This is a genomic window from Streptomyces composti, assembly GCF_012034205.1.
Lineage (GTDB): Bacteria > Actinomycetota > Actinomycetes > Streptomycetales > Streptomycetaceae > Streptomyces > Streptomyces composti.
Genome location: NZ_JAATEM010000001.1, coordinates 211,227 through 236,012 on the forward strand (window position 1 = coordinate 211,227; position 24,786 = coordinate 236,012).

Consider the following 24,786-nt stretch of genomic DNA (forward strand, 5'->3'; position numbering starts at 1 on the left):
ACAATTTCTGGCGACTCGTCGGGGGAGCCGCCATGGAGACCATCATCGTCCAGCTGCCGGACGCCACGGATCCGCAGGACCAGCTGCCCAGCCCGCCCCGTGGCGGGGGAGGCAAGCCGAGGCTGCTGCACCTGGGGCCCGGCGACATCGTCTCCTTCGGCCGGGGGCAGCCCGGCGGCACCGACGTGGCCATCCCGCTCGACGACCCCGGAATCTCCCGTCACGCGGGCCAGTTGGAGGCGGCCGGCGACTACTGGCGGCTGTCCAACTTCAGCCGCAGTGTGTCCTACGTGGTGGAGAACCTGGAGGGCGCCGGCGAGTACCTGACCGTCGCCCCGGGCCGGCTCGGGGCACCCGTGCCCTTCGAGTTCTCCCGTGTGGTGCTGCCCGCCCTGGCGGGCACCGCCTCCTTCAAGGTCTTCGCGCCGCAGCACGCCTACCTCGGCGACCGGCCCTCCGACGGCCTCGGCGAACAGACCGTCCACCCGTTCGCGCTCGACCCCACGGCGAAGTACTTCCTGGTGCTGGTCGCGCTGTGCGAGCCCCGGCTGCGCGACCCCTCCGACTCCACGCTGCCCGGCGTCGGAGAGATCGTGGAACGCCTCCGCCCACTCGACTCCTGCCGGGACCTCACCCGTTCGGCGGTGAACTACCACATCGACTACCTGTCCTTCACCAAGCTGCGCCTGGACCCGGGAGAGGAGGCGGGCACGACCGCCGACGGCGGCGGCCGCACCGGGGCCAAGCGGGCCCGGCTCGCCTCGGTCGCGCTGCGCTTCGGCCTGGTACGCGAGGAGCACCTCGCCCTGCTGCCGCGCAGGCCCCGCACCTGACCCGTGCCGGCCAGACGCCCGGCACCCCCGCCCTGACACCCGGCCCGCCCACCCTGATATCTGTCAGGTGTCGCAGCGGCGGTGACGGCTCGTAGGCTCACGATCACCGGACGACGGCAGCGAGCCGTCGCCCCGGGTCACCACACGCCGACACAGGAAAGAGGGACCATGAGCCGCCGTTCGCTCAGGACTCTGCTCGCAGCCGGGGGTGCCGCCGCGGTGCTGGCGCTCCTGCCCGCATCCGCCGTCGCCGCCCCGTACTCGGGCGGCAACTACGGCGCCTACAGCATGGAGGGGCAGTATCCCACCATCTCCAGCTGCTCGGGGACGTTCCGGCAAGTCGGGGGCACCAAGTACGCCGACGGCATGGCGCTGAAGTACTTCTACTCGGACAAGTGCGGTTCCTTCGCCCGGATCGAGAACTCGCGCAGCAACTGTGCCGCGGTGCTGGAGCGTTCGAACAACGGGACGGGCCGCGCCGACGGCTGGGTCTCCGAGACCGTCGACCCCGGCATCAACTACGCCTACACGAAGATCGGCAACAACCTGAACGGCCGCGTCTCCCGGGCGATGCTCACCTGCGACGGCCACATCATGGCCACGACCGCCTGGTACTGACGACCGGCGCATCGCGGCGACCGACCACGGGGGAACGACCGCCGGCGGCCCGCGGGGGAGCCCGTCGGCGGTCACGGGGTAAAAGGCCTGTGGGCGGCCACCCTGCTCCAGGGTGGCCGCCCACAGGCGCTTGTACATCCCCCGTTGTCCCCCGTCGTCCCCCGTCGGCCCCGGCACATGGCCGCCGGGGCCGGCTGCGCGGGTCAGCAGTCGGGAACGCCCTCGATCTTCTGCCCGCCGCGCAGGTACAGGTTGTTCACCCAGGCGATGTCGCTCCCAGCGAACTCCTGGACGGCGGTCCACCAGTTGTTGGTGCCCACCGCCGGGTCGGTGACGGTCTCGCCCTGCTTCTGGCAGACCGCGTCCAGCCAGTACGTCGACCGGACCGCCAGCACATTGGACTTGGTGGTCGGGTGCGCGCGCAGGTTGACGTCGGTGGCCCAGATGTAGACGTCGGTCAGCGTCGGGTCGCCCCCGGCCGGAGCCGCGGGCGCGGCGGGTGCGGCCTGCGCGGTGGCGGCGAGTGCGCCCACGGCGAGCACGGCCGCGCCCAGCGCGGTGGCGGTACGGCGGGTCAGCTGCTTCATGGTTGTCCCCCGGATTCGACTGGGTGTTCCTTTGCCTGCGGCCCGGGCCGGCGCTCGCCGGAAGGGGCCGCCGCTCCATCACACTAGGAACCCGCGGCACGGAAGTGTTCCTGACAGATGTCAGGAACCGGGCCCGTTCACCCCCCGCAGCGGGCTGCGCGGAGGGACACGCTGCCCCGCCGGCATCGTCGGCATCGTCGGCATCGGCGGCCTCGCCGGCACGGAGGACCCGCACTCGGCCCCGGCCGACATCGGCAGAGCGCCCCCACCCACTGGCACGCCCGCCCCTGCCAGTGGGTGGGGGGCGTCGTGCTTCGGCTTCCGGCAGCGGGGTACGCGGGAGCCGGAACTGCTGGCGGGATGGGCAGGAGGGGTGAGATGCGCTTCCGGGATCGTCGGCAGGCCGGGCGGGAGCTGGCCGAGCGGCTGCGTGCGCGGGGGGAGGCAGGGGGATGGCCGGACCCGATCGTGCTTGCTCTGCCCCGGGGCGGGGTCGCCGTGGGCCGGGAGGTGGCGCGGGCGCTGGGGGCGCCGCTGGATGTGCTGGTGGTGCGGAAGATCGGGGCGCCGTTCCACGAGGAGTACGGGGTCGGGGCGATGGCCGGTGACGAGGTTCCGCTGTTCGACCAGGAGGCCCTGTACCGGCTGGGGATGAGCGAGGCGGATCTACAGCCGGTGGTGGAGCGGGAGCGGGCCGAGCTGCGTCGGCGGGAGGCGCTGTACCGCCGGGGGAGGCCCGCGCCGGAACTGGCGGGCCGGACGGTGATGGTGGTGGACGACGGTCTGGCGACCGGCTCGACCGCCCGGGCCGCCCTGCGTTCGGTGCGGCGGCAGCAGCCGGCGCGGCTGGTCTTCGCGGTGCCGGTCGCCTCGCCGGAGGGTGCCGCGCTGATGCGGAGGGAGGCCGACGAGGTGGTGTGCCTGTCCGAGCCGGCCGGGTTCATGGCCGTCGGGCAGTGGTACGACGACTTCGAGCAGCTGACCGACGAGGACGTGCTGGCCGCGCTGCAGGAGAGGGCCGAGGGAGCGGGCGGCCGGTGAGCCGGGCCGCGCGGCCCGGAGCCGTCCGGGCCCCGGGGGCGTTCGGGCCATTGGGGGCGTCGGGGATCCGTCCGGGAGACTGCGGGGGTTCTGGCCCCTCCGGGGCACGGCGGGGGGGGAGGAGGATCCGTCCGGATCACTGCCGGGCGGTTCTAGATCACCGCGTCGGCACGCAGGGCCTCGATGGCGGTGGGGGAGTGGCCCAGTTCCGTGAGGATCGCGTCGGTGTGCTCGCCGACGGCGGGTACCGGGTCCATGCGCGGGGGGAGACCCGCGAGGTCGGCGGGCGGGAGAAGGGCCTCGACGGTCGTGCCGCCGGGCACGGCCACCTCGCTCCAGCGGCCACGGGCGGCGAGGACGGGGTGGTCGAGGAAGGCGTGCATGTCGTTGACGCCGGCGCAGGCGATGCCGATGGACTCCAGGTCCTTCAGCAGCTCGCCGGCGTCGGAGCGGGCGAAGCGCTCGGCGATGACGGTGTTCAGCTCGTCGCGGTGGGCGACCCGGGCGGAGCTGGTGGCGAAGCGCGGATCGTCCGTCAGGTCGGGACGGCGCAGGAACTCGGAGCACAGCGCCGCCCACTCGCGCTCGTTCTGGATGGAGAACAGCACCTCCCGGCCGTCGGCCGCGCGGTAGGTGCCGTAGGGGGCGATGGTGGCGTGCTGGGTGCCCAGGCGCGGGGGCTGGGTGCCGCCGTAGCGGGTGTAGTAGGCGGGCTGGCCCATCCACTCGCCGAGCGCCTCGAACAGGGACACCTCCACCGGGTGCGCCTCGCCGGTGGTGGCGCGGGTGTAGAGGGCGGTCAGGATCCCGCTGTAGGCGTACATCGCGGCGGCGATGTCGGCGACGGAGATCCCGGTGCGGGCCGTGCCCTCGGGTGTGCCGGTGAGCGACACCAGCCCGGTCTGGCACTGCACCAGCATGTCGTACGCCTTGCGGTCGGCCCACGGGCCGGTGGTGCCGTATCCGGAGACGGTGCACGGGATCAGCCGCGGGTAGCGCCGGGTCAGCTCCTCGGTGCTCAGGCCCAGGCGGTCGGCTGCGCCCGGGGCCAGGTTCTGGACGAAGACGTCGGCGCCCTCCAGCAGGCTGTGCAGGATCTCCAGGCCGCGCGGGTCCTTGAGATTGAGGGTGAGCGACTCCTTGGAGCGGTTGATCCAGACGAAGTAGCTGGACTGCCCGTGCACGGTGGTGTCGTAGTGCCGGGCGAAGTCGCCCTCCCCGGGCCGCTCCACCTTGATCACCCGGGCACCGAGGTCGGCGAGCTGCCGGGTGGCGTAGGGCGCGGCCACGGCCTGCTCCAGGCTGATCACCGTGACCCCCGACAGGGGATGTCCTTGCACGTCCGTGCCTCCGCTCCCGGCGGGATCATCCGTCCCGACAGTTTCGATTAGTACGGGTGTGCTCCGCCGCCTGTCAACGGCGGCCGGGGTGCCCTCCGCCGCCTGTCGACGCCGGCCGGGGTGCCCCCGCCGCCTGTCGACGCCGGTGCGCGCCGGTCCGGGGCAGGCCCCCTGACCGCCAGGGCGCCCGGGCGCACCGGCGGAGTGGGTCGGTTCAGGGCGCCGGGTCGCCCCACGGCAGATCGGCGGGCCTGCTCCGGGACACGATCCGCATGCCCTCGTCGCCGACCACGCGGACCTGCAGCGAACCGCAGCCGCACCGCGTCCAGACCGTGCTGCCCGCCGAGGTGCCGTGCCGCGACACCACCTGGAACGGCTCGGCGTGGTCCGGCCAACCGCAGTACGGGCACGTGGTGGTGCCGGTGGTTCCCGTGGTGCCGGTCGTGCTGGCCATGTTGACTCCTTCGAACTCTCCGTGTGTGCGGTGCGGTTGCTGCGGCCGCTGTCGCGTGCGGTGCTCCCGGGGCCGCCGTTCGTCCTGACACAGCCAGGGTGCGGCCTGACAACCGTTCACGTCCAGGTTGACTTTCTGAAGAAGACCGTGAAGCCTGGGCTACATGATTGACTTGCGCCGGCTGCACGTCCTCAGAGCGGTCGCCCACTACGGCACGGTCACCGCGGCGGCCCAGGCTCTGCACTTCACCCCGTCCGCCGCCTCCCAGCAGATCCGGCAGCTCTCCCGCGACCTCGGCGTCGACCTGCTGGAGCCGCAGGGGCGGGGTGTACGGCTCACGCCGGCCGCGGAGAGCCTGCTGGCGCACGCCGACGCCATCCAGGCCCGCTGGGAGCAGGCGGAACTGGACCTGCGGGCGGATCACGGGGAACCGGCGGGGCTGCTGCGGGTCGCCGGGTTCACGGTGGCCGTCCCGGTGCTGCTGGCGCCGATGGCGGCACGGCTCGGTGAACTTCATCCCCGGCTGTCCGTCCGGATCACCGAGGCGGGGGTGCCGCAGAGCTTCGACCTGCTCTTCGAGGGCGCCGTCGACCTGGTCGTGGCGGAGGTCACGCCGCACAACCCGCCGCTGAGCGACACGCGGTTCGACCAGCAGTCTCTGCTGGACGACCCGTTCGACCTCGTGGTGCCGGAGGGGCACCGGCTGGCCGGGCGCGAGCGAATCGAGCTGGCCGACGCGGCGCACGAGCCGTGGATCGCCCCGGTGCCGGAGAGTCCCTGCCGGACGCATGTGATGTCGGCGTGCGGCGCGGCCGGCTTCACCCCGGAGGTGGTGCACCACGCCCTCGACTGGAACGTCACCGCGCATCTGGTCGCCAACGGCCTCGGCGTGGCCCTGATCCCACGCCTGGCGCACCTCACGCCGCACCTCCCGATCACCCGTGTCCGCTGCTCAGGCAATCCCCACCGCAAGCTGCTGACCGTCACCCGCGGCGGCGGCCACGCCCGCCCGGCGGTCCGTGCCGCCCTGACGCAGCTGCGGGAACTCGCGTCGACGGCGGTGGCCTGAAGAGCCCGTGGCGGCTCGAGCGGACGGCGGCGGCCCGAAGGGGCCGGTGGTGACCGGAGGGTCTCGCGGTGGCTCGGTGGACGGCGTCGGCCCGATCGGACGGCGGCCCGTCCCTCCCGCGGGAGCAATTCTCTCATCGCGGGCATCGTGCCCCGCACCCGCCCCGGCTCAGGTGCGCTGCCGCTCGGTTCGCGAGCGCCGGGGTCTGCCCCGGAAGAGGCCCGTCATCGCTCTGGCCGGGGGCGCTGTGCCGACCGCCCGTCTCGTGGGCGTCGCGTCGTCCCGCTCTGAGCGCCCCCGCTCGCCTCGCCGCCCCGCAGCAGCGTCCGCGCTCCGTGGGGCGACGGCTTCCAGACCCCCTAAGCCGGAGGGGCGGTCCGCGCCCCCTGCCCCGGAGCCCGCAACCCGTCCATGACGATGTCCAGCAGCCGGGCCGCACGCGGCTGCCAGTCGCCGCGCGGATCCAGGTGCCACAGCCCCGCGATGGCGAGGTAGAAGTCCTCGGGGGTCAGCCCGGGCCGGATGGTGCCGGCCGCCTCGCCGGCCCGCAGCAGGCGGTCGATCGCGGCGGTGATCGGCGCCTTGCCCGGCGCCGCCGGGCTCCCCGGCGCGCTGGTGGCCTGGCGGATCGCGTCCGCGAGGCCGGCCTTGGTGATGGCGAACCGGGCGAACCGGTCCATCCACTCGCGCAGGGCCCGGTCCGGTTCCCGTGTGCACAGCAGATGGTCCGCGGTGTCGGCCACCTGCTGCACCTCGTGCCGGTAGATCTCCAGGACCAGCGCCTCGCGGTTGGGGAAGTTGCGGTAGAAGGTGCCCTGCCCGACCCCCGCCTTCTTGGCGATCTGACTCAGCGGGACCTCCGCCGAGCGGGTCAGCTCGGCGACGGCGACTTCCAGGATGCGCTCCCGGTTGCGCTGGGCGTCCGAGCGCAGGGGTGCGTCCTTGTCCTGCCCCACTCGTCCTCCTCGTGGGTCGCGGCCGGAATCGACCCCTTGCTAACCGGACAGCTGTCCACTACGGTTCCGGGTAGTACCGGACAGCTGTCCGCTTACTGCTTACCAGTCATCGTATCGGCGCACCCGCGCCCTGTCTGCACACCCCCCAGCCCGGCCTGACCCGTCATCCGTCCGCCGTCCGGAAGGCCGCCACCGGCGCCTGCCCGGATCCGTGCAGGAAGGCTGTTCATGCATCCCTCGACGTCCAGCACCGTCACCCTGAACATCAACGGCGAGAAGCACCAGCTGTCGCTCGACCACCGCACCACACTGCTCGACGCCCTGCGTGAGCGCCTGGATCTCACCGGCACCAAGAAGGGCTGCGACCAGGGCCAGTGCGGCGCCTGCACCGTCCTGGTCGACGGCCGCCGGACCCTGGCCTGCCTGCAGCTCGCCGTGGCCGCCGAGGACCAGGAGATCACCACCATCGAAGGCATGGCCCGGGGCGGCGAACTGCACCCGGTCCAGCAGGCGTTCCTCGAACTCGACGGCCTGCAGTGCGGGTACTGCACGCCCGGCCAGATCTGCTCCGCCGTCGCCGTGCTCGAGGAGCACGCCGCGGGCTGGCCCAGCGCCGCCACCGAGGACGTACGGCCCGAGCACGGGCCGCCCGAGCTGACCGACGAGGAGATCCGCGAACGCATGAGCGGCAACCTCTGCCGCTGCGGCGCCTATGTGTCGATCGTCCGAGCGGTCGCCCGCGCCGCCGCGCAGCAGGACGAGAGCGCCAAGGAGGAGGCGGCATGAGGGAGTTCGGATACCGGCGCGCCGACGACGTCACCGGCGCGGTGGCGCTGCTCGACGCGGACCCCGGCGCCCGCTACCTCGGCGGCGGCACCAACCTCGTCGACCTGATGAAGACCGGCGTCGAACGCCCGGCCCGCCTCGTCGACATCCGCCGGCTCCCGCTGGACGGCATCGAGCTCACCGACGACGGCGGACTGCGCATCGGCGCCACCGTCACCAACAGCGACCTCGCCGCCCACCCGGAGGTGCGCCGCCGCTGTCCGGCGCTCAGCCAGGCCGTCCTGGCCGGCGCCTCCGGTCAGCTGCGCAACATGGCCACCGTCGGCGGCAATCTGCTGCAGCGCACCCGCTGCGGCTACTTCGCCGACGTGACCAAACCCTGCAACAAGCGGGAACCGGGCAGCGGCTGCCCCGCGATCGAGGGCGAGCACCGCAATCACGCCATCCTCGGCGCCTCCGAGCACTGCGTGGCCGTGCACCCCTCCGACATGGCCGTGGCGCTGTCCGCGTTCGACGCCGTCGTCTCCTACCAGACCGCCGACGGGCCGGGGGAGCTGCCGCTGGCCGACCTCTACCTGCCGGTCTCGGACACCCCGCACCGCGAGACGGCGCTGCCGCGGGGCGCGCTGATCACCGCGGTCACCCTGCCGGCCGCCCCGGTCGCCGCCCGCTCCCGCTACCGCAAGGTGCGCGAACGCGCCTCCTACGCCTTCGCCATCGGCTCTGTCGCCGCCGCGCTCGAGGTGCACGACGGCGTCGTGCGGGATGTGCGCCTGGCGTTCGGCGCGGTCGCCTCCCGCCCCTGGCGGGCGCACGCCGCCGAGCGCGCGCTCGTCGGCTCCCCGGCCGACGCGGAGCACTTCGCCGCCGCGGCGGACGCCGAGCTCGCCGCCGCCCGCCCGCTGCCCGACAACGCCTACAAGGTGACCCTGATGCGCAATCTCGTCGTGGCCGTGCTGACCGACCTCGCCCAGGAGGCCGCCCGATGACCACCACGCCCCTTCGCCCCGCCACGGCGGCCGGCGCGGTCGGCACCGCCCATCCCCGCGTGGAGGGCCTGGAGAAGGTCACCGGAGCCGCCCGCTACGCCGCCGAGTTCCCGCTCCCGGGCCTCGCCCACGGCTGGCTGGTCGTCTCCCGTGTGGCCCGTGGCCGGATCCGCTCCGTCGAGACCGGGCCCGTCCTGGCGATGCCCGGCGTCCTGGCCGTCCTCCACCATGGCAACGCACCCCGGCTCCGCACCGACTACGAGCGGCAGTTCGGCGCACACGACCAGACCGCGGCCGTCTTCCAGCACGACCGGGTGCCGCACGCGGGCTGGCCCGTCGCCCTGGTCGTCGCAGAGACGCCCGAACAGGCCCGCGAGGCCGCCGAGTCGCTCACCGTGACCTACGAGGAGGAGCCGCACGACATCGCCCTCACCGCGGACCGGCCGGAGGCCCGCACGGTGGACGACTACCTGCCCGGGGTGACGGAGAAGGGCGATCTGGAGGCCGAACTCGCCGCCTCCGCCGCCGTGGTGGACGCCGAGTACACCACTCCCGAGGAACACCACGCGATGATGGAGCCGCACGCGGCGACCGCGCGGTGGGAGGACGGCCGGCTCGACCTCCTCGACTCCAACCAGGGCACCACCTGGGTGCAGAGCGAACTGGCCGGCCTGTTCGCCCTGGACCCGGCCGACATCCGGGTGCGCTCCGAGCACATCGGTGGCGGATTCGGCAGTAAGGGCCTGCGCGCCCACCAGGTCGCCGCCGCGATGGCCGCCCGCGTCCTGGACCGGCCGGTGCGGGTCGTGCTGACCAGGCGTCAGATGTTCAGCCTCACCGGTCACCGCAGCCCCACCGTCCAGCGGGTCCGGCTCGGCGCCGACGCCGGTGGACGGCTGCGCGCCCTGGAGCACCGCACCCTCAACCACACCTCCACCGTCCACGAGTTCCTCGAACTCGCCTCCATCCCGGGCCGGGTGCTCTACGACGCGGACGCGCACCGCACGGCCTCGGAGCTGGTGCCCCTCGACGTGCCGTCGCCGACCTGGATGCGCGCCCCGGGCGAGGCGCCGGGCTCCTTCGCCCTGGAGTCGGCGCTCGACGAACTCGCCGAGAAGCTGGGCATCGACCCGATCGAGCTGCGGCTGCGCAACGACCCCGAGCGCGGCCCGGTCTCCGGGCTGCCGTTCGCCGGGCGCAACCTCGCCGCGTGCTTCCGCGAGGGCGCCCGCCGGTTCGGCTGGGCCGGCCGCGATCCGCGCCCCGGCGTGCGGCGAGAGGGCCGCTGGCTGCTCGGCACCGGCACCGCCGCCGCCTCCTTCGGCGCCGGGGCGGGGCCGTCCACGGCGAGCCTGACCGCCGAACCCGACGGCACCTTCACCGTGCGCATCGCGGCGGCCGACATCGGCACCGGGGCCCGTACCGCCCTCACCCTGGTCGCCGCCGACGCCCTGGAGGTGACACCCGACCGGGTGCGGGTGCGGATCGGCGACAGCGCCTTCGGCCCTGCGATGATCGCGGGCGGCTCCACCGGCACCCGCTCCTGGTCCTGGGCGGTCATGGCGGCCGCCCGGGAGCTGCGCGAACGGCTGGCGGCCGCCCCGGACATCCCGGCGGACGGCCTCACCGTGCGGGCCGACACCACCGAGGCGCTCGGCACCCTCTCCCAGAAGGAACGGCACTCCTTCGGCGCCCAGTTCGCCGAGGTAGCCGTCGATCCCGCCACCGGTGAGGTGCGGGTGCGGCGCATGCTCGGCATCTTCGCCGCCGGCCGCATCGTCAACCCGCTGACCGCCCGCAGCCAGCTCGTCGGCGGCATGACCTGGGGCCTGTCCATGGCCCTGCACGAGGAAGCGGTCCGCGACCCCGCCTTCGGCGGGCTCTACGGCGGCGACCTGGCCGGCTACCACATCGCCTCGCACGCCGACGTGCCGGCGATCGAGGCGGACTGGGTGGACGACCCGGACCCGGAGGACCCGGTCGGCATCAAGGGCATCGGCGAGATCGGCATCGTCGGCGCCGCGGCGGCCGTCGCCAACGCGGTCTGGCACGCCACCGGCGTACGCCACCGCCACCTGCCGATCCGACCGGACCGGGTGATCGCGGCGGGAGCCGTCGATGCTTGACATCGCCGGTGAGCTGAGCACCTGGCTGGACGAGGGCCGGCGCTTCGCGGTGGCCACCGTCTCCGGCGTCAGCGGCAGCGCCCCGCGCGGCCCCGGCGCCGCGCTCGCCGTCGACGAGGACGGCACGGTGATCGGCTCGGTGTCCGGTGGCTGCGTCGAGGGCGCGGTGTACGAGCTGTGCCTGCAGGCGCTCCGGGACGGCGTCCCGGTGCGCGAACGCTTCGGGTACAGCGACGAGGACGCCTTCGCCGTCGGACTGACCTGCGGCGGGGTCATCGAGGTACTGGTCACGCCGGTGGAGGAGGACCCGGCGGTCCGCGCCGCGGTGACCGCCGCCGCCCAGGGCGAGCCGGTGGCGCTCGCCCGCGTCGTCCGCGGCCCCGGACACCTGGTCGGCCGTGGCCTGCTGACACGGCCCGACGGCACCCGGCTGGGCGGCCTCGGCGGACCCGGCGAACTGGACCGGACGGCGGCCGAACAGGCCCGTGCCCTGCTGGAGGCGGGCCGCACCAGCACGGTCGAGGTGGGGGAGGACGGCTCGCACTGCCCGGGCGGGGTCACCCTGCTCGTGGAGACGAACCTGGCCCCGCCCCGCATGATCGTCTTCGGTGCGATCGACTTCGCCGCGGCGCTGGTGCGGGCCGGGCGCTTCCTCGGCTACCACGTCACCGTCTGCGACGCCCGCCCGGTCTTCGCCACCCGGGCCCGGTTCCCCGACGCCCACGAGGTCGTGGTCGACTGGCCGCACCGCTACCTGCGGCGCACGAGGACCGACGGGCGGACGGTGCTGTGCGTGCTGACCCACGACGCCAAGTTCGACGTCCCGCTGCTGGTGGAGGCGCTGCGGCGGCCGGTCGCCTACGTGGGGGCGATGGGCTCGCGCCGCACCCACGCGGACCGCGAACGCCGGCTGCGCGCCGCCGGCCTCACCGACGCCGAGCTGTCCCGCCTGCGGTCGCCGATCGGCCTGGACCTCGGCGCCCGCACCCCGGAGGAGACGGCGCTGTCCATCACCGCGGAGATCGTCGCCGCGAGCCGGGGCGGCACGGGGCTGCCGCTGACCGTCTCCGGCACCCCGATCCACCGGCCCGCACCGGACCTTCCCGCACCGGGCCCGCCCGCGGAGGACCGTGACGCTGCCGCCGCCTGACGCGCGGGCCGGGAAGCCGGCTGCCGACGACATCGGCCGGAGCGCCCCGCCCGGGCCGGTCATGCCCTCGTGCCGAAGGCGGGGCCGGTCACGTCTGTCATGCCGAAGGGCCGGAGCGGAGAACGCTCCGGCCCTTCTCGTGCCATCGGCCCCGGGTGCGCCGCGGCCGCTCCCGTGCGGCTCAGGCCGCGGCCGGCGCAGCCGCGTGGCTCTGGATACGGGCGACGACCTCGGTCAGCTGCTCCGCCACCTCGGTGTCCTCGGCCGGGTGGGTCTCGGCGAAGCGCGTCACGGAGCCCGGGATGGAGAGCTTGATGTCCTCGAGCACCTTCGCGCCGGCGATGCCGGCCGCCTTGCGGGTCTCGTCCTGCGCCCACACGCCGCCGTACTGGCCGAAGGCGGTGCCGACCACGGCGACCGGCTTGCCGCTGATCGCACCGGCTCCGTACGGACGCGACAGCCAGTCGATGGCGTTCTTCAGCACGGCAGGGATGGTGCCGTTGTACTCGGGCGTGAACAGCAGCAGCGCGTCGGCGCTGCCGGCGGCCTCGCGCAGCTTCACCGCGGCGGCCGGGACGCTGCCCTCGACGTCGATGTCCTCGTTGTAGAAGGGGATGTCGGCCAGCCCCTCGTAGACGTCGACGCTGGTGCCCTCCGGCGCGAGCTTGACCGCAGCCTCGGCGAGCTGGCGGTTGTGCGAGCCGGCGCGGAGGCTGCCGACGAGGGCGAGGATGCGAACGGACATGAAGATCTCCTGGGAGGGGTGTGAAACAGGCCCTTAACAAGCGGACCGAGGTCCGGTTCTGTTGTAGCACTTTAACCGGACCGCGGTCCAGTTCTATTCCGATGCTTTACGCTGGCTTCATGTCCGCCGTTCAGCCGCCCACCCCGACGTCGCCGGAGCCCGTCGAAGCACAGGAACTGCTCCAGCTCGGCGCGGAGCCCGACCCCTGCCTGCGCGCCGACGCCGCACGCAACCGGGCGCGTCTGCTGGAGGCCGCCGCCCGCCTCGTCGCCGAGCGCGGCGCCGACTGCCTCACCATGGACGCCGTCGCCGCCGAGGCCAACGTCGGCAAGGGGACCGTCTTCCGCCGCTTCGGCGACCGGACCGGGCTGCTGTCCGCCCTGCTCGACCACTCCGAGCGCAAGTTCCAGGCCGCCTTCCTGAGCGGCCCGCCGCCGCTGGGACCGGGCGCACCGCCGGTGGAGCGGCTGCGCGCCTTCGGTCTCGCCATGCTGCGCCGCACCTCGGAGGAGCTCGAACTGCAACTGGCGGCCGAGCCCGCCGCGGACCGCCGCTTCACCGCACCGCCGCGCAGGGTGCTGCGCCACCATGTGACGCTGCTGCTGCGCGAGGCCGTGCCGGATGCGGACTCCGAGCTGCTGGCGCACACCCTGATGGCACCGCTGGACCCCGCGCTGGTGCACCACCTCACCCGGCAGTGCGGCATGCCGCTCAGCCGCCTGGAGGAGGCCTGGGTGGACCTGGTCGACCGGGTGACGGGCGGGGCCTGCCGGACCGCCGACGGGGACGGCCGGACCGCCGACGGGGACGGCCGGGCGGCGGACGGGGACGGCCGGGCGGCGGACGGGGACGGCCGGGCGGCGGACGGGGACGGCCGGGCGGCGGACGGGGACGGCCGGGGTGCGGACGGGGCCGACCGGGGCGCGGACAGGGCCGTCTGACCCCTTGTGGCATCCCTCCCGCATCTGCCGACCGCGTCGCTCAACTCCCCCGGCTGAAGGCCCCGTTCGGGCTTCTGCTTAGATGCGGTACGTCATGGTGCAGATACCGAAACAATCCGCCCCTGCGTCCCCCGCACCGACGCGCTCGGTCCCCACGAGCGCCGATGTGGCCCGCCTGGCCGGCGTCTCGCGCGCGACCGTCTCCTACGTGCTGAACAACGCCGTCGCCGTCCGCATCAGCGAGCCCACCCGCCGCCGGGTCCGCGAGGCCGCCCGCGAACTCGGATACGTCCCGCACGCCGCGGCGCGCAGCCTGCGCGCGGGGCACAGCCGTACGGTCCTGATGCCCGCCCCCGCCTTCCCCGTCGGCCCCCTGTACAGCAGGTTCATCACCGAACTGCAGGAGGCGCTGGGCCGGCTCGACTACACCGTGGTGCAGTTCGGCACGACCGGCGGTCACGACGACGAGGCCGCCCGCGCCTGGGCCGAACTGAGGCCCGTGGCCGTCCTGGTGCCCGGCTCGGGTCTCGGACCCGGCGGCGTCGCGGTGCTCAAGCGCTCCGGCGCCCGCGCAGTGATCACCCTGGGTCCGGAGTCCGTCGAGGGCGCCCACGCCCTCCTGCTGGACCATGAGGTCGTCGGCCACAGCGCCGGCGCCCACCTCTTCGACCGCGGCAGGCGCCGCATCGGCGTCGTCGTCCCCCGTGACCGGGGCCTGGAGACGTTCTCCGCACCCCGCCTCGCCGGGGTGCGCGAGGCGCTGCACGGTACCGACGCCGAGGTCACAGAACTGCCCCTGGCCTACGACGAGGAGGCCGCCGCCCGGCTCGCCGCCCGCTGGCGCGACCTCGGCCTGGACGCCGTGTTCACCTACAACGACGAGTACGCCATGCTGCTGATGCGCGCCCTGCTCGACGAGGGCATCCGCATCCCCGAGGAGACCGCCGTGGTGGGCGCCGACAACCTGGTGCTCGGCCGGCTGCTGCGGCCCCGGCTGAGCACCGTCCACCTGGAACTGCCCTCCGGCTGCGAGCTGGCCGAGCTGGTCGACCGCGCCGTGCGCGACCCGGCCGCCGCGCCCGAGGCACACAAAGTGCTCGGCGCGACGGTGGTGCAGCGCGAGTCCAGCTGACGCGGCCTGCGGACCCGAGGACCCGCATCCCCTCGGCGGGGACGCAACCGGCGGGAGGCTCAGGCGCCGTCGCCCGGTGCCTGCCCCTGGCCCTGCTGTGCCTGCTGCTCGGCGATCTGCCGGCGGACCTCGTCCATGTCCAGCTTGCGCGCCTGCCCGATGACATCGGTCAGGGCCGCCTCCGGGAGGGCACCCGGCTGGGCGAACACCGCGACCTGATCCCGGACGATCATCAGCGTGGGGATCGACTGGATCCCGAAGGCCGCGGCCAGCTCCGGCTGCGCCTCCGTGTCCACCTTGCCGAACACCAGATCGGGGTTCTCCTGCGCGGCCTTCTCGTAGACCGGGGCGAACTGCCGGCACGGCCCGCACCACTCGGCCCAGAAGTCGATCAGGACGAACTCGTTGTCCGTGACCATCTGGTCGAAGTTCTCCTTGGTGAGCTCAACGGTGCTGCTCATGGCGTGGTCCCTCTTCCTGGTGTCGGGTCGAGCCGTCGGCACAACACGGCCGGCCGGTCACGTATTCCGCGCCCCTACCCATGTGGCCACCGTGCACACCACCCACCAGACTGACGCCATGACGGAATCGCAATCGACGCACAACGCACCCATCGCCTACGACGTCGTGGTGCTCGGGGCCGGGCCCGTGGGGGAGAACGTCGCCGACCGCACCCGCGCGGCCGGCCTCACCACCGCCGTCGTGGAGAGCGAGCTGGTCGGCGGCGAGTGCTCCTACTGGGCGTGCATGCCCAGCAAGAGCCTGCTGCGCCCGGTCATCGCCCGCGCCGACGCCCGCCGCGTCCCCGGCCTGCGCCGATCCGTGCAGGGCCCCCTCGACACCGCGGAGGTCCTGGCCCACCGGGACTACGAGACCTCCGGCTGGGACGACGCCGGACAGGTCTCCTGGCTGGAGAGCATCGGCGCCGACCTGTACCGGGGGCACGGGCGGCTCACCGGCGAGCGCACGGTGACCGTCACCGGATCCGACGGCAGCCGCCGGGTCCTCACCGCCCGGCACGCCGTCGCCGTCTGCACCGGCAGCCGCGCCCGGCTGCCCGACCTGCCAGGACTCGACGAGATCGAACCGTGGACCAGCCGGGAGGCCACCAGCGCCAAGGCGGCACCCGGCCGGCTCGTGGTGGTCGGCGGCGGCGTGGTCGCCACCGAGATGGCCACCGCCTGGCAGGCCCTCGGCTCCCGCGTCACCCTCCTCGTCCGCGGCGGCGGCCTGCTGGCCCGCATGGAGCCCTTCGCCGGGGAACTGGTGGCCGAGGCGCTCGCCGAGGCGGGCGCCGACATCCGCACCGGCACCTCGGTGACCTCGGTGAGCCGCGAGAACGGCACGCTCACCGTGGTCACCGACAAGGGCGACCGCATCGAGGCCGACGAGATCCTGTTCGCCACCGGCCGCGCCCCCCGCACCGACGACATCGGCCTCGACACGATCGGCCTCGAACCGGGCTCCTGGCTCCCCGTGGACGACAGCCTCCGGGTGACCGGCCACGACTGGCTCTACGCCGTGGGCGACGTCAACCACCGCGCCCTGCTCACCCACCAGGGCAAGTACCAGGCCCGCATCGCGGGCGCCGCGATCGCCGCCCGGGCCGCGGGCGAACCCGTGGCGACCGACCCCTGGGGCGCGCATGTCGCGACCGCGGACGACGCCGCCGTCCCCCAGGTCGTCTTCACGGACCCCGAGGCGGCGGCCGTCGGCCTCTCCCTCGCCGAGGCGGAGCAGGCCGGCCACCGCGTCCGCGCCGTCGACGTCGACCTCGCCACCGTCGCCGGCGCCGGGCTCTACGCCGACGGCTACCGGGGCCGCGCCCGGATGGTCGTCGACGTGGAGGAGGAGATCCTGCGCGGAGTCACCTTCGTCGGTCCCGGCGTCGGCGAGCTCATCCACTCGGCCACCATCGCGGTCACCGCCCGCGTCCCGCTGCCCCGCCTGTGGCACGCGGTCCCCTCCTACCCGACGATCAGCGAGGTCTGGCTCCGCCTGCTGGAGGCGTACCGCGACAGCTGACGCGGAGGCCGGCCCTCCCGGCGGCGCCCGCGGCTCGCCCGGTGGGGCGCCGCCCCCTCTCGCGGCGCAGGCGGCGGCCGCCGGCCCCCGGTTCAGCCGGAGGGAGCCGTCGCCCCGCTCATGCGGAGGCCACCAGTTCCAGGTAGTCCTCGCTCCACAGGTCCTCCTCCGCCTCCGGCAGGAGCAGGACCCGGTCCGGGCGCAGGGCCGTGACGGCCCCTTCGTCGTGGGTCACCATGACGATCGCGCCCGGATAGGTGCCCACCGCCGTGAGCACCTCCTCCCGGGACGCCGGGTCGAGGTTGTTCGTGGGCTCGTCGAGCAGCAGCACGTTCGCCCCCGAGTGCACCAGCCCCGCCAGCGCCAGCCGGGCCTTCTCGCCGCCGGAGAGCACACCGACCGGCTTGTCCGCGTCGTCGCCGGAGAACAGGAACGACCCCAGCACACTGCGCACCTCACCGTCCGTCAGACCCGGAGCGACCGACGCCAGCTGCCGGCGCACGGTCAGGTCGGGGCGCAGGGTGTCGTGCTCCTGGGCGAAGTAGCCCAGCCGCAGCCCGTGTCCGTGCACCACCCTGCCCTCGTCCGGCCGCTCGTGGCCCGCCAGGATGCGCAACAGGGTCGTCTTGCCGGCCCCGTTGGGCCCCAGTACCACCAGCCTGCTGCCCCGGTCCACGGCCAGATCGACGCCGTGCAGCACCCGCTGCCCGCCGTACGCCTTGACGAGGCTCACCGCCCCGAGCGGGATCCGCCCGCAGGGCGCCGGCTCGGGCAGCCGGATCCGCGCCGTGCGCTCCTTGCGCCGCTCCGGTTCCAGCTCGGCCAGCAGACGGTCGGCGCGGCGGGCCATGTTGCGCGCGGCCACCGCCGTCGACACCCGGGCCCGCATCCGGTCCGCCTGGGCGTGCAGCGAGGCCGCCTTGCGCTCGGCGTTGGCCCGCTCCCGCGCGCGCCGCCGCTCGTCCGCCTCCTGCCGGGCCAGATACGTCTCCCAGCCGGTGTTGTGGACGTCCAGCGCGGCCCGCTGCGGATCCAGATGGAAGACCCGGTTCACCGTGCCGGCGAGCAGGGAGGTGTCATGACTGATCATCACCAGCCCGCCCCGGTGGTTCGTCAGAAAGCCGCGCAGCCAGTCGACCGCGTCCGTGTCGAGGTGGTTGGTCGGCTCGTCCAGCAGGAGCGTGTCGTGGCCCGCGAACAGGATGCGGGCCAGCTCCACCCGCCGTCGCTGGCCGCCGGAGAGCGCGGCGAGCCGCCGCTCCATCAGCGCCGACGGCAGCCCGACTCCGGCCGCGACCCGGGCGGCCTCTGCCTCCGCCGCGTACCCGCCGCGCGCCTGGAACTCGGCCTCGGCGCGCACGTACGCCCGCATCGACCGCTCGGTGCCGTCCGCCATCGCCTCCTCGGCCCGGCGCAACGCCCTCACGGCACGGTCGAGTCCGCGCGCGGACAGGATCCGGTCGGCGACGGTGACCGACTGGTCCGCGGCACGGGAGTCCTGCGGCAGGTGGCCGATGCCGCCGTGGGTGGTGACGGTCCCGGAGGCGGGCCGCAGGGTCCCGGCCAGGACGTTCATCAGGGTGGTCTTGCCGGCGCCGTTGCGCCCCACCAGGCCGACCCGGTCGCCGGGGGAGACGTGGAAGGACACGCCGGACAGCAGCAGACGCGCGCCCACGCGCACGTCGACATCACGAACGGTGATCATGGGATGACGCTCCGAACTGGCAAGAGGACACACGGGTGGCGTGAAAGCGGGTCCTCGGCTAAGAAGTTCGGGGCGTGGACATGCGGCCAAGGTAGCCGGGGCGGTGGGCCGGGCGCAGCCGGATTTTCCGCGGGTCCCGCCGGGGGAGTGGGCGAGTGCGCCGCGCGCCCGCCGTTTCGCCGGCAGGAAGGCGCGGGGTCGCCGATCGCAGTCAGTCGCAGTCGCCAAGGCGCCGCGGCGGACCGTCACCGCTCTCCGGGCTGCGTCGGTTCGCCGCGTCGGCCGGCCACGGCAGGCCGCCAGGGCAGTTCGAACCCCGGCGCCCGGGCCGCCTCCTCGGGCGCCGGCCGCGACCAGCGTTCCGCCGGCGCCTGCAGCGAGGCCGGCGAGCGCGGTTCGGCCCGGTCGAGGCAGAGGACGCCGTCCAGGTGAACCGTCTCGTGCTGCACGATCCGCGCCGGCCAGCCGGTGAAGACCTCGTCGAAGGACCGGCCGTACTCGTCCTGCCCCGTCAGCCGCACCGCGCGCGGACGGGCGACCACCGCCTGATAGGCGGGAACGCTCAGGCAGCCCTCGTGGAACGCGACCCGTTCCGGGCCGGCCGGTTCGTACGCCGGATTGATCAGCACCCGGAACGGCTGCGGCGTGCGCTCCCGCGCCCGGGCACCTCCTCGGGTACCGGAGCCGGATCCTCCAGCACCGCGATCCGCAGCGGAACTCCCACCTGCGGCGCGGCCGGCCCGGCGCCGGGCGCCTCGTGCAGGGTGAGGCGCAGCGCCCCGACGAAACGGGCCGGCGGACCGGGATCCAGCTGCCCGCCGAACGGCTCGGCACCGCGTCGCAGCACCGGGTCACCGGCGGTGACGATCGTCAACGGGCCGGGGACGGCGAGGAGTTCCTCCACCTGCGCGGCGATCGTTCCCTGACGTTCGGCGTGTCCCATCGCGCCAGCATGCCGTGCCCCGACCCGCCCTTCGACGGCCCCACGTGGCACAGGCCGCTCCCGCGGCGCGGGAACGCCACGCTCCTCGGCGTCCCGCCGGCCGCGTTCCTCGTGCCGCCGGCATCCTGCTCGGCGAGATCGCCCACCGGCGGACCCGGCGGGCCTCCGGCGCAACCGGACAGGCGGAACCACCCTCTGGAACACGGGGGCCCGGCTCCACAGGGGGGTGCCGGGCAGCGTCCCCGGGCGGACCACCGACGCCGGGCCGTCCGCCCCGGCGTTCCTCGTCACGGGTCCCTGACCAAGACCTGTGACGGGGAACCCGTCCGGCCCCGCCCGGACACGTCGGCCCCCGTCACTTCGGCCGCTTCCCGTCAGACCCCGGATGATCCCCCGTCCCCGTCAGGTGCGTCGAACCGCCCCTCGAACGCGGCGGCGATGCGCAGATGGGACGCGGCCTCCTCGTGCCGCCCCTGCCGCTGGAGGGTGCGGCCGAGCATCAGCCGGGCGTAGTGCTCCACCGGGTCACGTTCGACGAGGGTCCTCAGCTCCGCCTCCGCGCGGCGCAGCTGGGCCGAGTGGTAGTAGGCGCGGGCCAGCAGCAGCCGCGGCCCGGTCTGCTCCGGCACCTCCTCGACCAGCCCGGCCAGGACGCGCGCGGCGCCGGCGTAGTCCTTGGCGTCGAAGAACGTCCCGGCGCGCTCCCAGCGCTCGGCGGGCGTTCCGTGGCCGTAGTACCTGGTGTCCACTCGTGACCTCCTCGAAGGCCCGGAACGGACGGCGGTGACCGGCTATTCCTCAGCCCCCTCCTCGCGGGGCGTCCGCAGCGCGTCCGGCCCCCGATCGGACCGATATCGGACCGTTCCCGCTGCGACGCACTGACGGACCGCACGTCTCGCGGCTAGGTTGTCCGGCATGAGCAACCTTGAGCGCGAGGCGGTCCCCTCGGTGTGCGGCGGGCGGGGTTTCGTGGTCGCCGAACCGGTGCGCGAACTCCTCAGCCCCCGGCACGTCCGGCTCGGCGAGTCCACCGAGGTACGGCGGCTGCTGCCGAACCTCGGCCGGCGCATGATCGGCGCCTGGTGCTTCGTCGACCACTACGGCCCCGACGACATCGCCGACGAGCCCGGCATGCAGGTGCCACCGCACCCTCACATGGGCCTGCAGACCGTGAGCTGGCTGCACGAGGGCGAGGTGCTGCACCGCGACTCCACGGGCAGCCTCCAGCTGATCCGCCCGCGGGAACTGGGCCTGATGACCTCCGGCCGGGCGATCAGCCACTCCGAGGAGAGCCCCCGCGAGCACGCCCGCTTCCTGCACGGCGCCCAGCTGTGGGTGGCGCTCCCCGACAGCCACCGCCACACCGACCCGCATTTCGAGCACCACGCCGACCTGCCCGTGGTCACGGCACCGGGGCTCACGGCCACCCTGATCCTCGGCAGCCTGGACGGTGCCACGTCCCCCGGCACCACCTACACGCCCATCGTCGGCGCCGACCTGGCCCTCACCCGGGGCGCCGACCTCCGCCTCCCCCTCGAACCCGACTTCGAGTACGCCGTCCTCGCCATGTCCGGCGAGACTCACGTCGACGGCGTGCCGGTGCTGCCCGGCTCCATGCTCTACCTCGGCTGCGGCCGCGCCGAACTCCCGCTGCGCGCCGAGTCGGACGCCGGCGTGATGCTGCTCGGCGGTGAGCCCTTCGAGGAGGAGCTCATCATGTTCTGGAACTGGATCGCCCGCACCCAGGAGGAGATCGAACAGGCCCGCCGGGACTGGATGGAGGGCACCCGCTTCGGCGAGGTCAAGGGCTATGCCGGGGCCCCGCTGCCCGCACCCGAGCTGCCCGCGACACCGCTGAAGCCGCGGGGCAGAGTGCGCTGACGCACCGGGCTGAACACGAGCCGCCGTTCACCCGTACCCCTCTCCGTAGCCCAACGCCCGCCCGCCGACGCGGGCAGAGAGGTCCGAGTACTCCGGGCACCCGGGTACTCCCAGTACGGAGAGGCACGTGCCACGGCATCCCGAGCAGTCACCGCCACCGCAGTCAGGACGCACCGGCCGCACACCGCACACCGCCCGCCGCATACGCCTGTCCCTGCTGGCCGGCTGCCTCGCCCTGCTGCCCCTGGTCACCGCGTGCGGCGGCGGCGCGGACGGCGACGAGAAGGCGAAGAGCGACCCCTCGGACATCCCGGCGGCGCCCGCCGCCGGTGTCGTGGCCCCCGCCCGGGTCGAGGTGATCGCCCGGCTCACCGGCTGCAAGCCCAGGATCCGTATCGACGCCGACGAACTGCGCCAGGGCCTCTGCCACACGCCCGAGCTCGACTACCTCGTCACGACCTTCCCCCAGGAGAAGTACCAGCAGGCCTGGCTCGACTCCGCCGCCGTGTACGGCGGCACGTACCTCGTCGGCCCGCGCTGGATCGTCAGCGCCAAGGACCCGGAGATGCTGGAGCGGTTCCGGGAGAAGATCGGCGGCACCGTCCAGCAGCTGCGGGGCATGGGGCCCACGGCGGGTCCGGGTACGGCGTAGCCGCGCCGCGCTTCCACCGGCCGTGACCGAGCACATCGCTGCCTCATCGCCCTGACGGCCGGGCGTCCAGGGCCTCCAGCAGCATCGGCAGGGTGCGGTCCAGTTCGCGCCACCAGTACGGCGGGGAGTGCGTCCCGGTGTAGAAGTGTGTGCTCAGCCGGACGCCGACCCGCGCGAGGCGGGTGGCCACCGCGCGCGATTCGTCCCCCATGAGGAATTCCGTGGGCGAGACGACGTCGTGAGGGAAGGGATCGCCGGGGTCCTCCAGACCGGGGATGTGCGGATCGGGTTCGGTCCCGGGCGGGTCGAGCGCGCCCGCCCTGCCGTCGCCGCTGGACAGGTGCACGCGCGTGCCGCGCAGGCGTTCGGCCAGATGGAAGGGGTCGTGCGCCCGCCAGATCGCACGCTGGGCGACGGGGTCGCCCCACAGCGCCGTCCAGTCCAGGCCCAGGTAGGTCATACCGGCCCGTACCGCGTGCGGATGCCGCAGCGGATGGACGAACCCGCTGTAACTGGCCACCGCCCCGAAGAGTCCAGGGTGCCGGGCGGCGTAGGAGAGGGCGCCGAAACCGCCCTGGGGCTCCCCGGCCGCCGCCCGCCGGGTACCCGCCCCGTAGGAGCGTTCGAGAAGCGGCAGCACCTCGCGCAGATGGAAGCTCTCCACGGCGGGCGGTCCGCCGTCGCCGTGGTTCCACCAGTCGCTGTAGAAGCCGTACAGCGGCATCTCCGGCATGACGACCAGGGTGTCGCGCAGCGACGGCTTTCGGTGGACCTGGTACTCCCGGGTCCAGGTCGCGTGGTCACCGTCACCGCCGGCGAACAGACAGAGCACCGGCCAGCGCTGGTGACGGTCGCGCTCGTCCCATCCGTCCGGGGTCAGCAGCCGGACGCGGGCTGCACGGCCCAGAGCGGACGAGCGCACGGTCAGGTCGACGATCCGGTCCGCGACCCGGTGCTCGTCCACCACCCGGACGCCCTCGCCGGCCCGGGCGTCCGGCGCCGCCGGCGCGAGCAGGGCCGCCGTGCTGCACAGCGCCACCAGCATCCGGACGAGGAACCGCCGGACATCACACATCACGCACCTCGCCGGACGTCAGACGTCGCGCCTGCACAGGACGCCGGACGCAGCCGCGAGGGCGAGGGCGGTGTACGCGGTGACCAGGGCAAGGGACGGCCAGCCGCCGAGGCTGCCCACCGCCTCCGGGGCGGCGTCGGACGTCTGGGTGAGCTTCTCCAGCGCGGCCGTCGGGGCGGCACCGGCGACCCACCGCTGCAGATCCCCGAAGAGCGGCCCGAACAGCGACGGCAGCAGAAGCACGGCGATCACCACGGTGACCGCACCGGCCGGATGCCGCACGACCAGCCCGATGGCCACTCCCAGCGCTCCTACGACGGAGAAGAGCGCCGCGATGCCGAACAGCGCGGGCAGCGGCCGCCCTTGGGCGTAGGAGCCGTCGAGGAAGGCGTCGCCCAGCAGGTAGGCCACCGTGCAGGACACCAGCCCGACGACGTACAGCACCGCCGACACCAGCACGGTCTTGGCGGCCGGCACCCGGCCGCGGCGGGGCACCGCGGCGAGGGTGGTGGCCATCGTGCCGCTGGAGTACTCGCCGCACACCGTCAGCGCACCCACCACACCCGCGATCATCAGTCCGACCACGCTGAGAGTGAGGCTGCCGCCGAGCACGGTGTCGTCCGGCTGCAGGCTGCGGGTCAGGGACACGAACACGGCACCGGCCACGGTCACCAGGGCCGCTGCGGCGGTGGTCCACAGGGTGGAGCGCAGGCCGGTGAACTTCGTCCACTCGAAGGCCAGTGCCTCCCGGAACCCGGGAGCGGGGGTGACGGCGGTGTTCACGACGGCATGCATGACAGCTCCTCCTCGGCATTCGCGTCAGCGGACCGTGTGCTCCGGTACTCGACGGCCGCGCCCGTCAGGGCCGTGTAGATCTCCTCCAACGACGAACGGCAGGGGGTGAGTTCGTGCACGGCGATACGGTGCTCGCGGGCGAGTTCGCCGATGTCCGTGGTGGTGGGCCCGGTCACCCGCCAGCGGCCGTGCGCGTCGGGGCGCACCGCGGCGCCGCGGGCCTCGAGCAGGGCGCGCATCCGGCCGGACTCCTCCGCCGGGGTGCGCAGCAGCGTGGCGTGCGGGGAATTGCTCTCGATGAAGGTGCGCATGTCCGTGTCGGCGAGCAGCCGGCCACGCCCGATCACGATGATCCGGTCGGCGGTCAGCTCCAGCTCGCTCATCAGATGGCTGGCGAGGAAGACCGTGCGTCCCTCCGCCGCCAGGGACTTCAGCAGAGCCCGGATCCAGCGGATGCCCTCGGTGTCCAGGCCGTTGACCGGCTCGTCGAGGATCAGGACGCCGGGATCGCCGATCAGGGCGGCTGCGATGCCGAGCCGCTGTGCCATGCCCAGCGACAGGCCCCTGGCCCGCCGGTCCGCCACCGACTCGAGACCGACCGCTCCCAGCACCTCGTCCACCCGCCGGGCGGGGATGCCGTGGGAGCGGGCCAGGCCGAGCAGGTGGCGGCGCACCGTATGGCCGCCGTGCACCGCTCTCGCGTCCAGCAGGGCGCCGGCCTCGCGCAGCGGCGCCGCCAGTTCGCTGTAGCGGCGACCCGCCACCGTGACGGATCCCGCGGTCGGCCTGACGAGGCCGAGGGCCAGGCGCATGGTGGTCGACTTCCCCGCGCCGTTCGGTCCCAGAAAGCCGGTCACGGCCCCGGGCCGGACCGTGAAGGTCAATCCGTCCACGGCGGTCCTGCCGCCGTACCGTTTGGTGAGTTCCCGCGCTTCGATCATGT

23 protein-coding genes and 2 pseudogenes are annotated in these 24,786 nt (G+C 74.1%); 13 read left to right on the plus strand and 12 right to left on the minus strand.

What is annotated here, in order from left to right; genetic code table 11:
* Positions 1-32: 32 nt before the first annotated feature.
* The gene (locus HCJ93_RS00915) at positions 33-833 is read left to right on the plus strand and encodes an FHA domain-containing protein (protein WP_240967382.1); all 801 of its coding nucleotides are present in this window, start codon (positions 33-35) and stop codon (positions 831-833) included.
* A gap of 168 nt (positions 834-1,001) precedes the next feature.
* On the plus strand, positions 1,002-1,451 hold the full coding sequence (locus HCJ93_RS00920; protein ID WP_167990141.1) for a hypothetical protein: 450 nt from the start codon (positions 1,002-1,004) through the stop codon (positions 1,449-1,451).
* Positions 1,452-1,654: 203 nt separating this feature from the next.
* On the opposite strand, the gene HCJ93_RS00925 is transcribed toward HCJ93_RS00920, so the two are convergent.
* A complete protein-coding gene (locus tag HCJ93_RS00925; protein WP_167990143.1) occupies positions 1,655-2,038 on the minus strand; it encodes a peptidase M23 in 384 nt (127 codons plus the stop codon).
* 378 nt (positions 2,039-2,416) lie between these two features.
* On the opposite strand from HCJ93_RS00925, the gene HCJ93_RS00930 reads away from it, so the two are divergent.
* Positions 2,417-3,079, plus strand: a complete 663-nt coding sequence (locus tag HCJ93_RS00930; RefSeq protein ID WP_167990145.1) for a phosphoribosyltransferase — start codon at positions 2,417-2,419, stop codon at positions 3,077-3,079.
* A gap of 152 nt (positions 3,080-3,231) precedes the next feature.
* On the opposite strand, the gene HCJ93_RS00935 is transcribed toward HCJ93_RS00930, so the two are convergent.
* Positions 3,232-4,419 carry a CaiB/BaiF CoA transferase family protein gene (locus HCJ93_RS00935; RefSeq protein WP_167990146.1) on the minus strand — a complete coding sequence of 396 codons (1,188 nt, stop codon included), beginning with the start codon at positions 4,417-4,419 and terminating at the stop codon, positions 3,232-3,234.
* Between the two features lie 214 nt (positions 4,420-4,633).
* Complete coding sequence (locus HCJ93_RS00940; RefSeq protein ID WP_167990148.1) at positions 4,634-4,873, minus strand: hypothetical protein; 240 nt, start codon at positions 4,871-4,873, stop codon at positions 4,634-4,636.
* Between the two features lie 163 nt (positions 4,874-5,036).
* On the opposite strand from HCJ93_RS00940, the gene HCJ93_RS00945 reads away from it, so the two are divergent.
* Positions 5,037-5,942 (plus strand): LysR family transcriptional regulator, encoded by a 906-nt coding sequence (locus tag HCJ93_RS00945; protein WP_167990150.1) that lies wholly within the window; start codon positions 5,037-5,039, stop codon positions 5,940-5,942.
* 359 nt (positions 5,943-6,301) lie between these two features.
* On the opposite strand, the gene HCJ93_RS00950 is transcribed toward HCJ93_RS00945, so the two are convergent.
* Complete coding sequence (locus HCJ93_RS00950) at positions 6,302-6,898, minus strand: TetR/AcrR family transcriptional regulator (RefSeq protein WP_167990151.1); 597 nt, start codon at positions 6,896-6,898, stop codon at positions 6,302-6,304.
* 228 nt (positions 6,899-7,126) lie between these two features.
* Between HCJ93_RS00950 and HCJ93_RS00955 the strand changes: the two genes are divergently transcribed.
* The 4 genes from HCJ93_RS00955 to HCJ93_RS00970 are packed head-to-tail and all read left to right on the plus strand — an operon-like array spanning position 7,127 to position 11,949.
* Positions 7,127-7,684, plus strand: a complete 558-nt coding sequence (locus HCJ93_RS00955; RefSeq protein WP_167990153.1) for a (2Fe-2S)-binding protein — start codon at positions 7,127-7,129, stop codon at positions 7,682-7,684.
* Positions 7,681-8,673, plus strand: a complete 993-nt coding sequence (locus HCJ93_RS00960; protein ID WP_167990155.1) for an FAD binding domain-containing protein — start codon at positions 7,681-7,683, stop codon at positions 8,671-8,673. The genes HCJ93_RS00955 and HCJ93_RS00960 overlap by 4 nt, the downstream gene beginning before the upstream one ends.
* On the plus strand, positions 8,670-10,799 hold the full coding sequence (locus HCJ93_RS00965; protein WP_167990156.1) for a xanthine dehydrogenase family protein molybdopterin-binding subunit: 2,130 nt from the start codon (positions 8,670-8,672) through the stop codon (positions 10,797-10,799). The genes HCJ93_RS00960 and HCJ93_RS00965 overlap by 4 nt, the downstream gene beginning before the upstream one ends.
* On the plus strand, positions 10,792-11,949 hold the full coding sequence (locus HCJ93_RS00970) for an XdhC family protein (protein ID WP_167990158.1): 1,158 nt from the start codon (positions 10,792-10,794) through the stop codon (positions 11,947-11,949). The genes HCJ93_RS00965 and HCJ93_RS00970 overlap by 8 nt, the downstream gene beginning before the upstream one ends.
* Positions 11,950-12,130: 181 nt before the next feature.
* Here HCJ93_RS00970 and HCJ93_RS00975 read toward each other — a convergent pair whose 3' ends face one another.
* A complete protein-coding gene (locus HCJ93_RS00975; protein WP_167990160.1) occupies positions 12,131-12,694 on the minus strand; it encodes an NADPH-dependent FMN reductase in 564 nt (187 codons plus the stop codon).
* 119 nt (positions 12,695-12,813) lie between these two features.
* On the opposite strand from HCJ93_RS00975, the pseudogene HCJ93_RS00980 reads away from it, so the two are divergent.
* Together HCJ93_RS00980 and HCJ93_RS00985 are read left to right on the plus strand one after the other, a co-directional pair.
* Positions 12,814-13,455, plus strand: a pseudogene (locus HCJ93_RS00980) (TetR/AcrR family transcriptional regulator); the annotation flags it as partial.
* Between the two features lie 274 nt (positions 13,456-13,729).
* The gene (locus tag HCJ93_RS00985; RefSeq protein ID WP_240967383.1) at positions 13,730-14,767 is read left to right on the plus strand and encodes a LacI family DNA-binding transcriptional regulator; all 1,038 of its coding nucleotides are present in this window, start codon (positions 13,730-13,732) and stop codon (positions 14,765-14,767) included.
* Positions 14,768-14,826: 59 nt separating this feature from the next.
* Here the strand turns inward: HCJ93_RS00985 and trxA are convergent, their stop codons facing one another.
* Positions 14,827-15,228 carry a thioredoxin gene (gene trxA, locus HCJ93_RS00990; protein WP_167990165.1) on the minus strand — a complete coding sequence of 134 codons (402 nt, stop codon included), beginning with the start codon at positions 15,226-15,228 and terminating at the stop codon, positions 14,827-14,829.
* Positions 15,229-15,346: 118 nt separating this feature from the next.
* Here trxA and HCJ93_RS00995 point away from each other — a divergent pair, with 118 nt between their 5' ends.
* Positions 15,347-16,792 carry a dihydrolipoyl dehydrogenase family protein gene (locus HCJ93_RS00995; protein ID WP_167990166.1) on the plus strand — a complete coding sequence of 482 codons (1,446 nt, stop codon included), beginning with the start codon at positions 15,347-15,349 and terminating at the stop codon, positions 16,790-16,792.
* Between the two features lie 118 nt (positions 16,793-16,910).
* Here HCJ93_RS00995 and HCJ93_RS01000 read toward each other — a convergent pair whose 3' ends face one another.
* The 3 genes and pseudogenes from HCJ93_RS01000 to HCJ93_RS01010 form a co-directional block, all read right to left on the minus strand.
* Positions 16,911-18,497 carry an ABC-F family ATP-binding cassette domain-containing protein gene (locus HCJ93_RS01000; protein ID WP_167990167.1) on the minus strand — a complete coding sequence of 529 codons (1,587 nt, stop codon included), beginning with the start codon at positions 18,495-18,497 and terminating at the stop codon, positions 16,911-16,913.
* Positions 18,498-18,742: 245 nt separating this feature from the next.
* Positions 18,743-19,440, minus strand: a pseudogene (locus HCJ93_RS01005) (peptide deformylase).
* Between the two features lie 374 nt (positions 19,441-19,814).
* Positions 19,815-20,189, minus strand: a complete 375-nt coding sequence (locus tag HCJ93_RS01010) for a tetratricopeptide repeat protein (RefSeq protein WP_167990168.1) — start codon at positions 20,187-20,189, stop codon at positions 19,815-19,817.
* A gap of 166 nt (positions 20,190-20,355) precedes the next feature.
* Here HCJ93_RS01010 and HCJ93_RS01015 point away from each other — a divergent pair, with 166 nt between their 5' ends.
* Together HCJ93_RS01015 and HCJ93_RS01020 are read left to right on the plus strand one after the other, a co-directional pair.
* Entirely contained in the window at positions 20,356-21,321 is a 966-nt protein-coding gene (locus HCJ93_RS01015; RefSeq protein ID WP_167990169.1) for a pirin family protein, read from the plus strand.
* 127 nt (positions 21,322-21,448) lie between these two features.
* On the plus strand, positions 21,449-21,973 hold the full coding sequence (locus HCJ93_RS01020) for a hypothetical protein (protein WP_373563539.1): 525 nt from the start codon (positions 21,449-21,451) through the stop codon (positions 21,971-21,973).
* Positions 21,974-22,016: 43 nt separating this feature from the next.
* Here HCJ93_RS01020 and HCJ93_RS01025 read toward each other — a convergent pair whose 3' ends face one another.
* From HCJ93_RS01025 to HCJ93_RS01035, 3 genes are read right to left on the minus strand one after another with little or no spacing between them, the layout of a single operon-like run.
* On the minus strand, positions 22,017-23,048 hold the full coding sequence (locus HCJ93_RS01025; protein WP_167990170.1) for an alpha/beta hydrolase: 1,032 nt from the start codon (positions 23,046-23,048) through the stop codon (positions 22,017-22,019).
* Between the two features lie 18 nt (positions 23,049-23,066).
* Complete coding sequence (locus tag HCJ93_RS01030) at positions 23,067-23,843, minus strand: ABC-2 transporter permease (protein ID WP_167990171.1); 777 nt, start codon at positions 23,841-23,843, stop codon at positions 23,067-23,069.
* Entirely contained in the window at positions 23,828-24,784 is a 957-nt protein-coding gene (locus HCJ93_RS01035) for an ABC transporter ATP-binding protein (protein ID WP_167990172.1), read from the minus strand. The genes HCJ93_RS01030 and HCJ93_RS01035 overlap by 16 nt, the downstream gene beginning before the upstream one ends.
* Between the last annotated feature and the right edge of the window lie 2 nt (positions 24,785-24,786).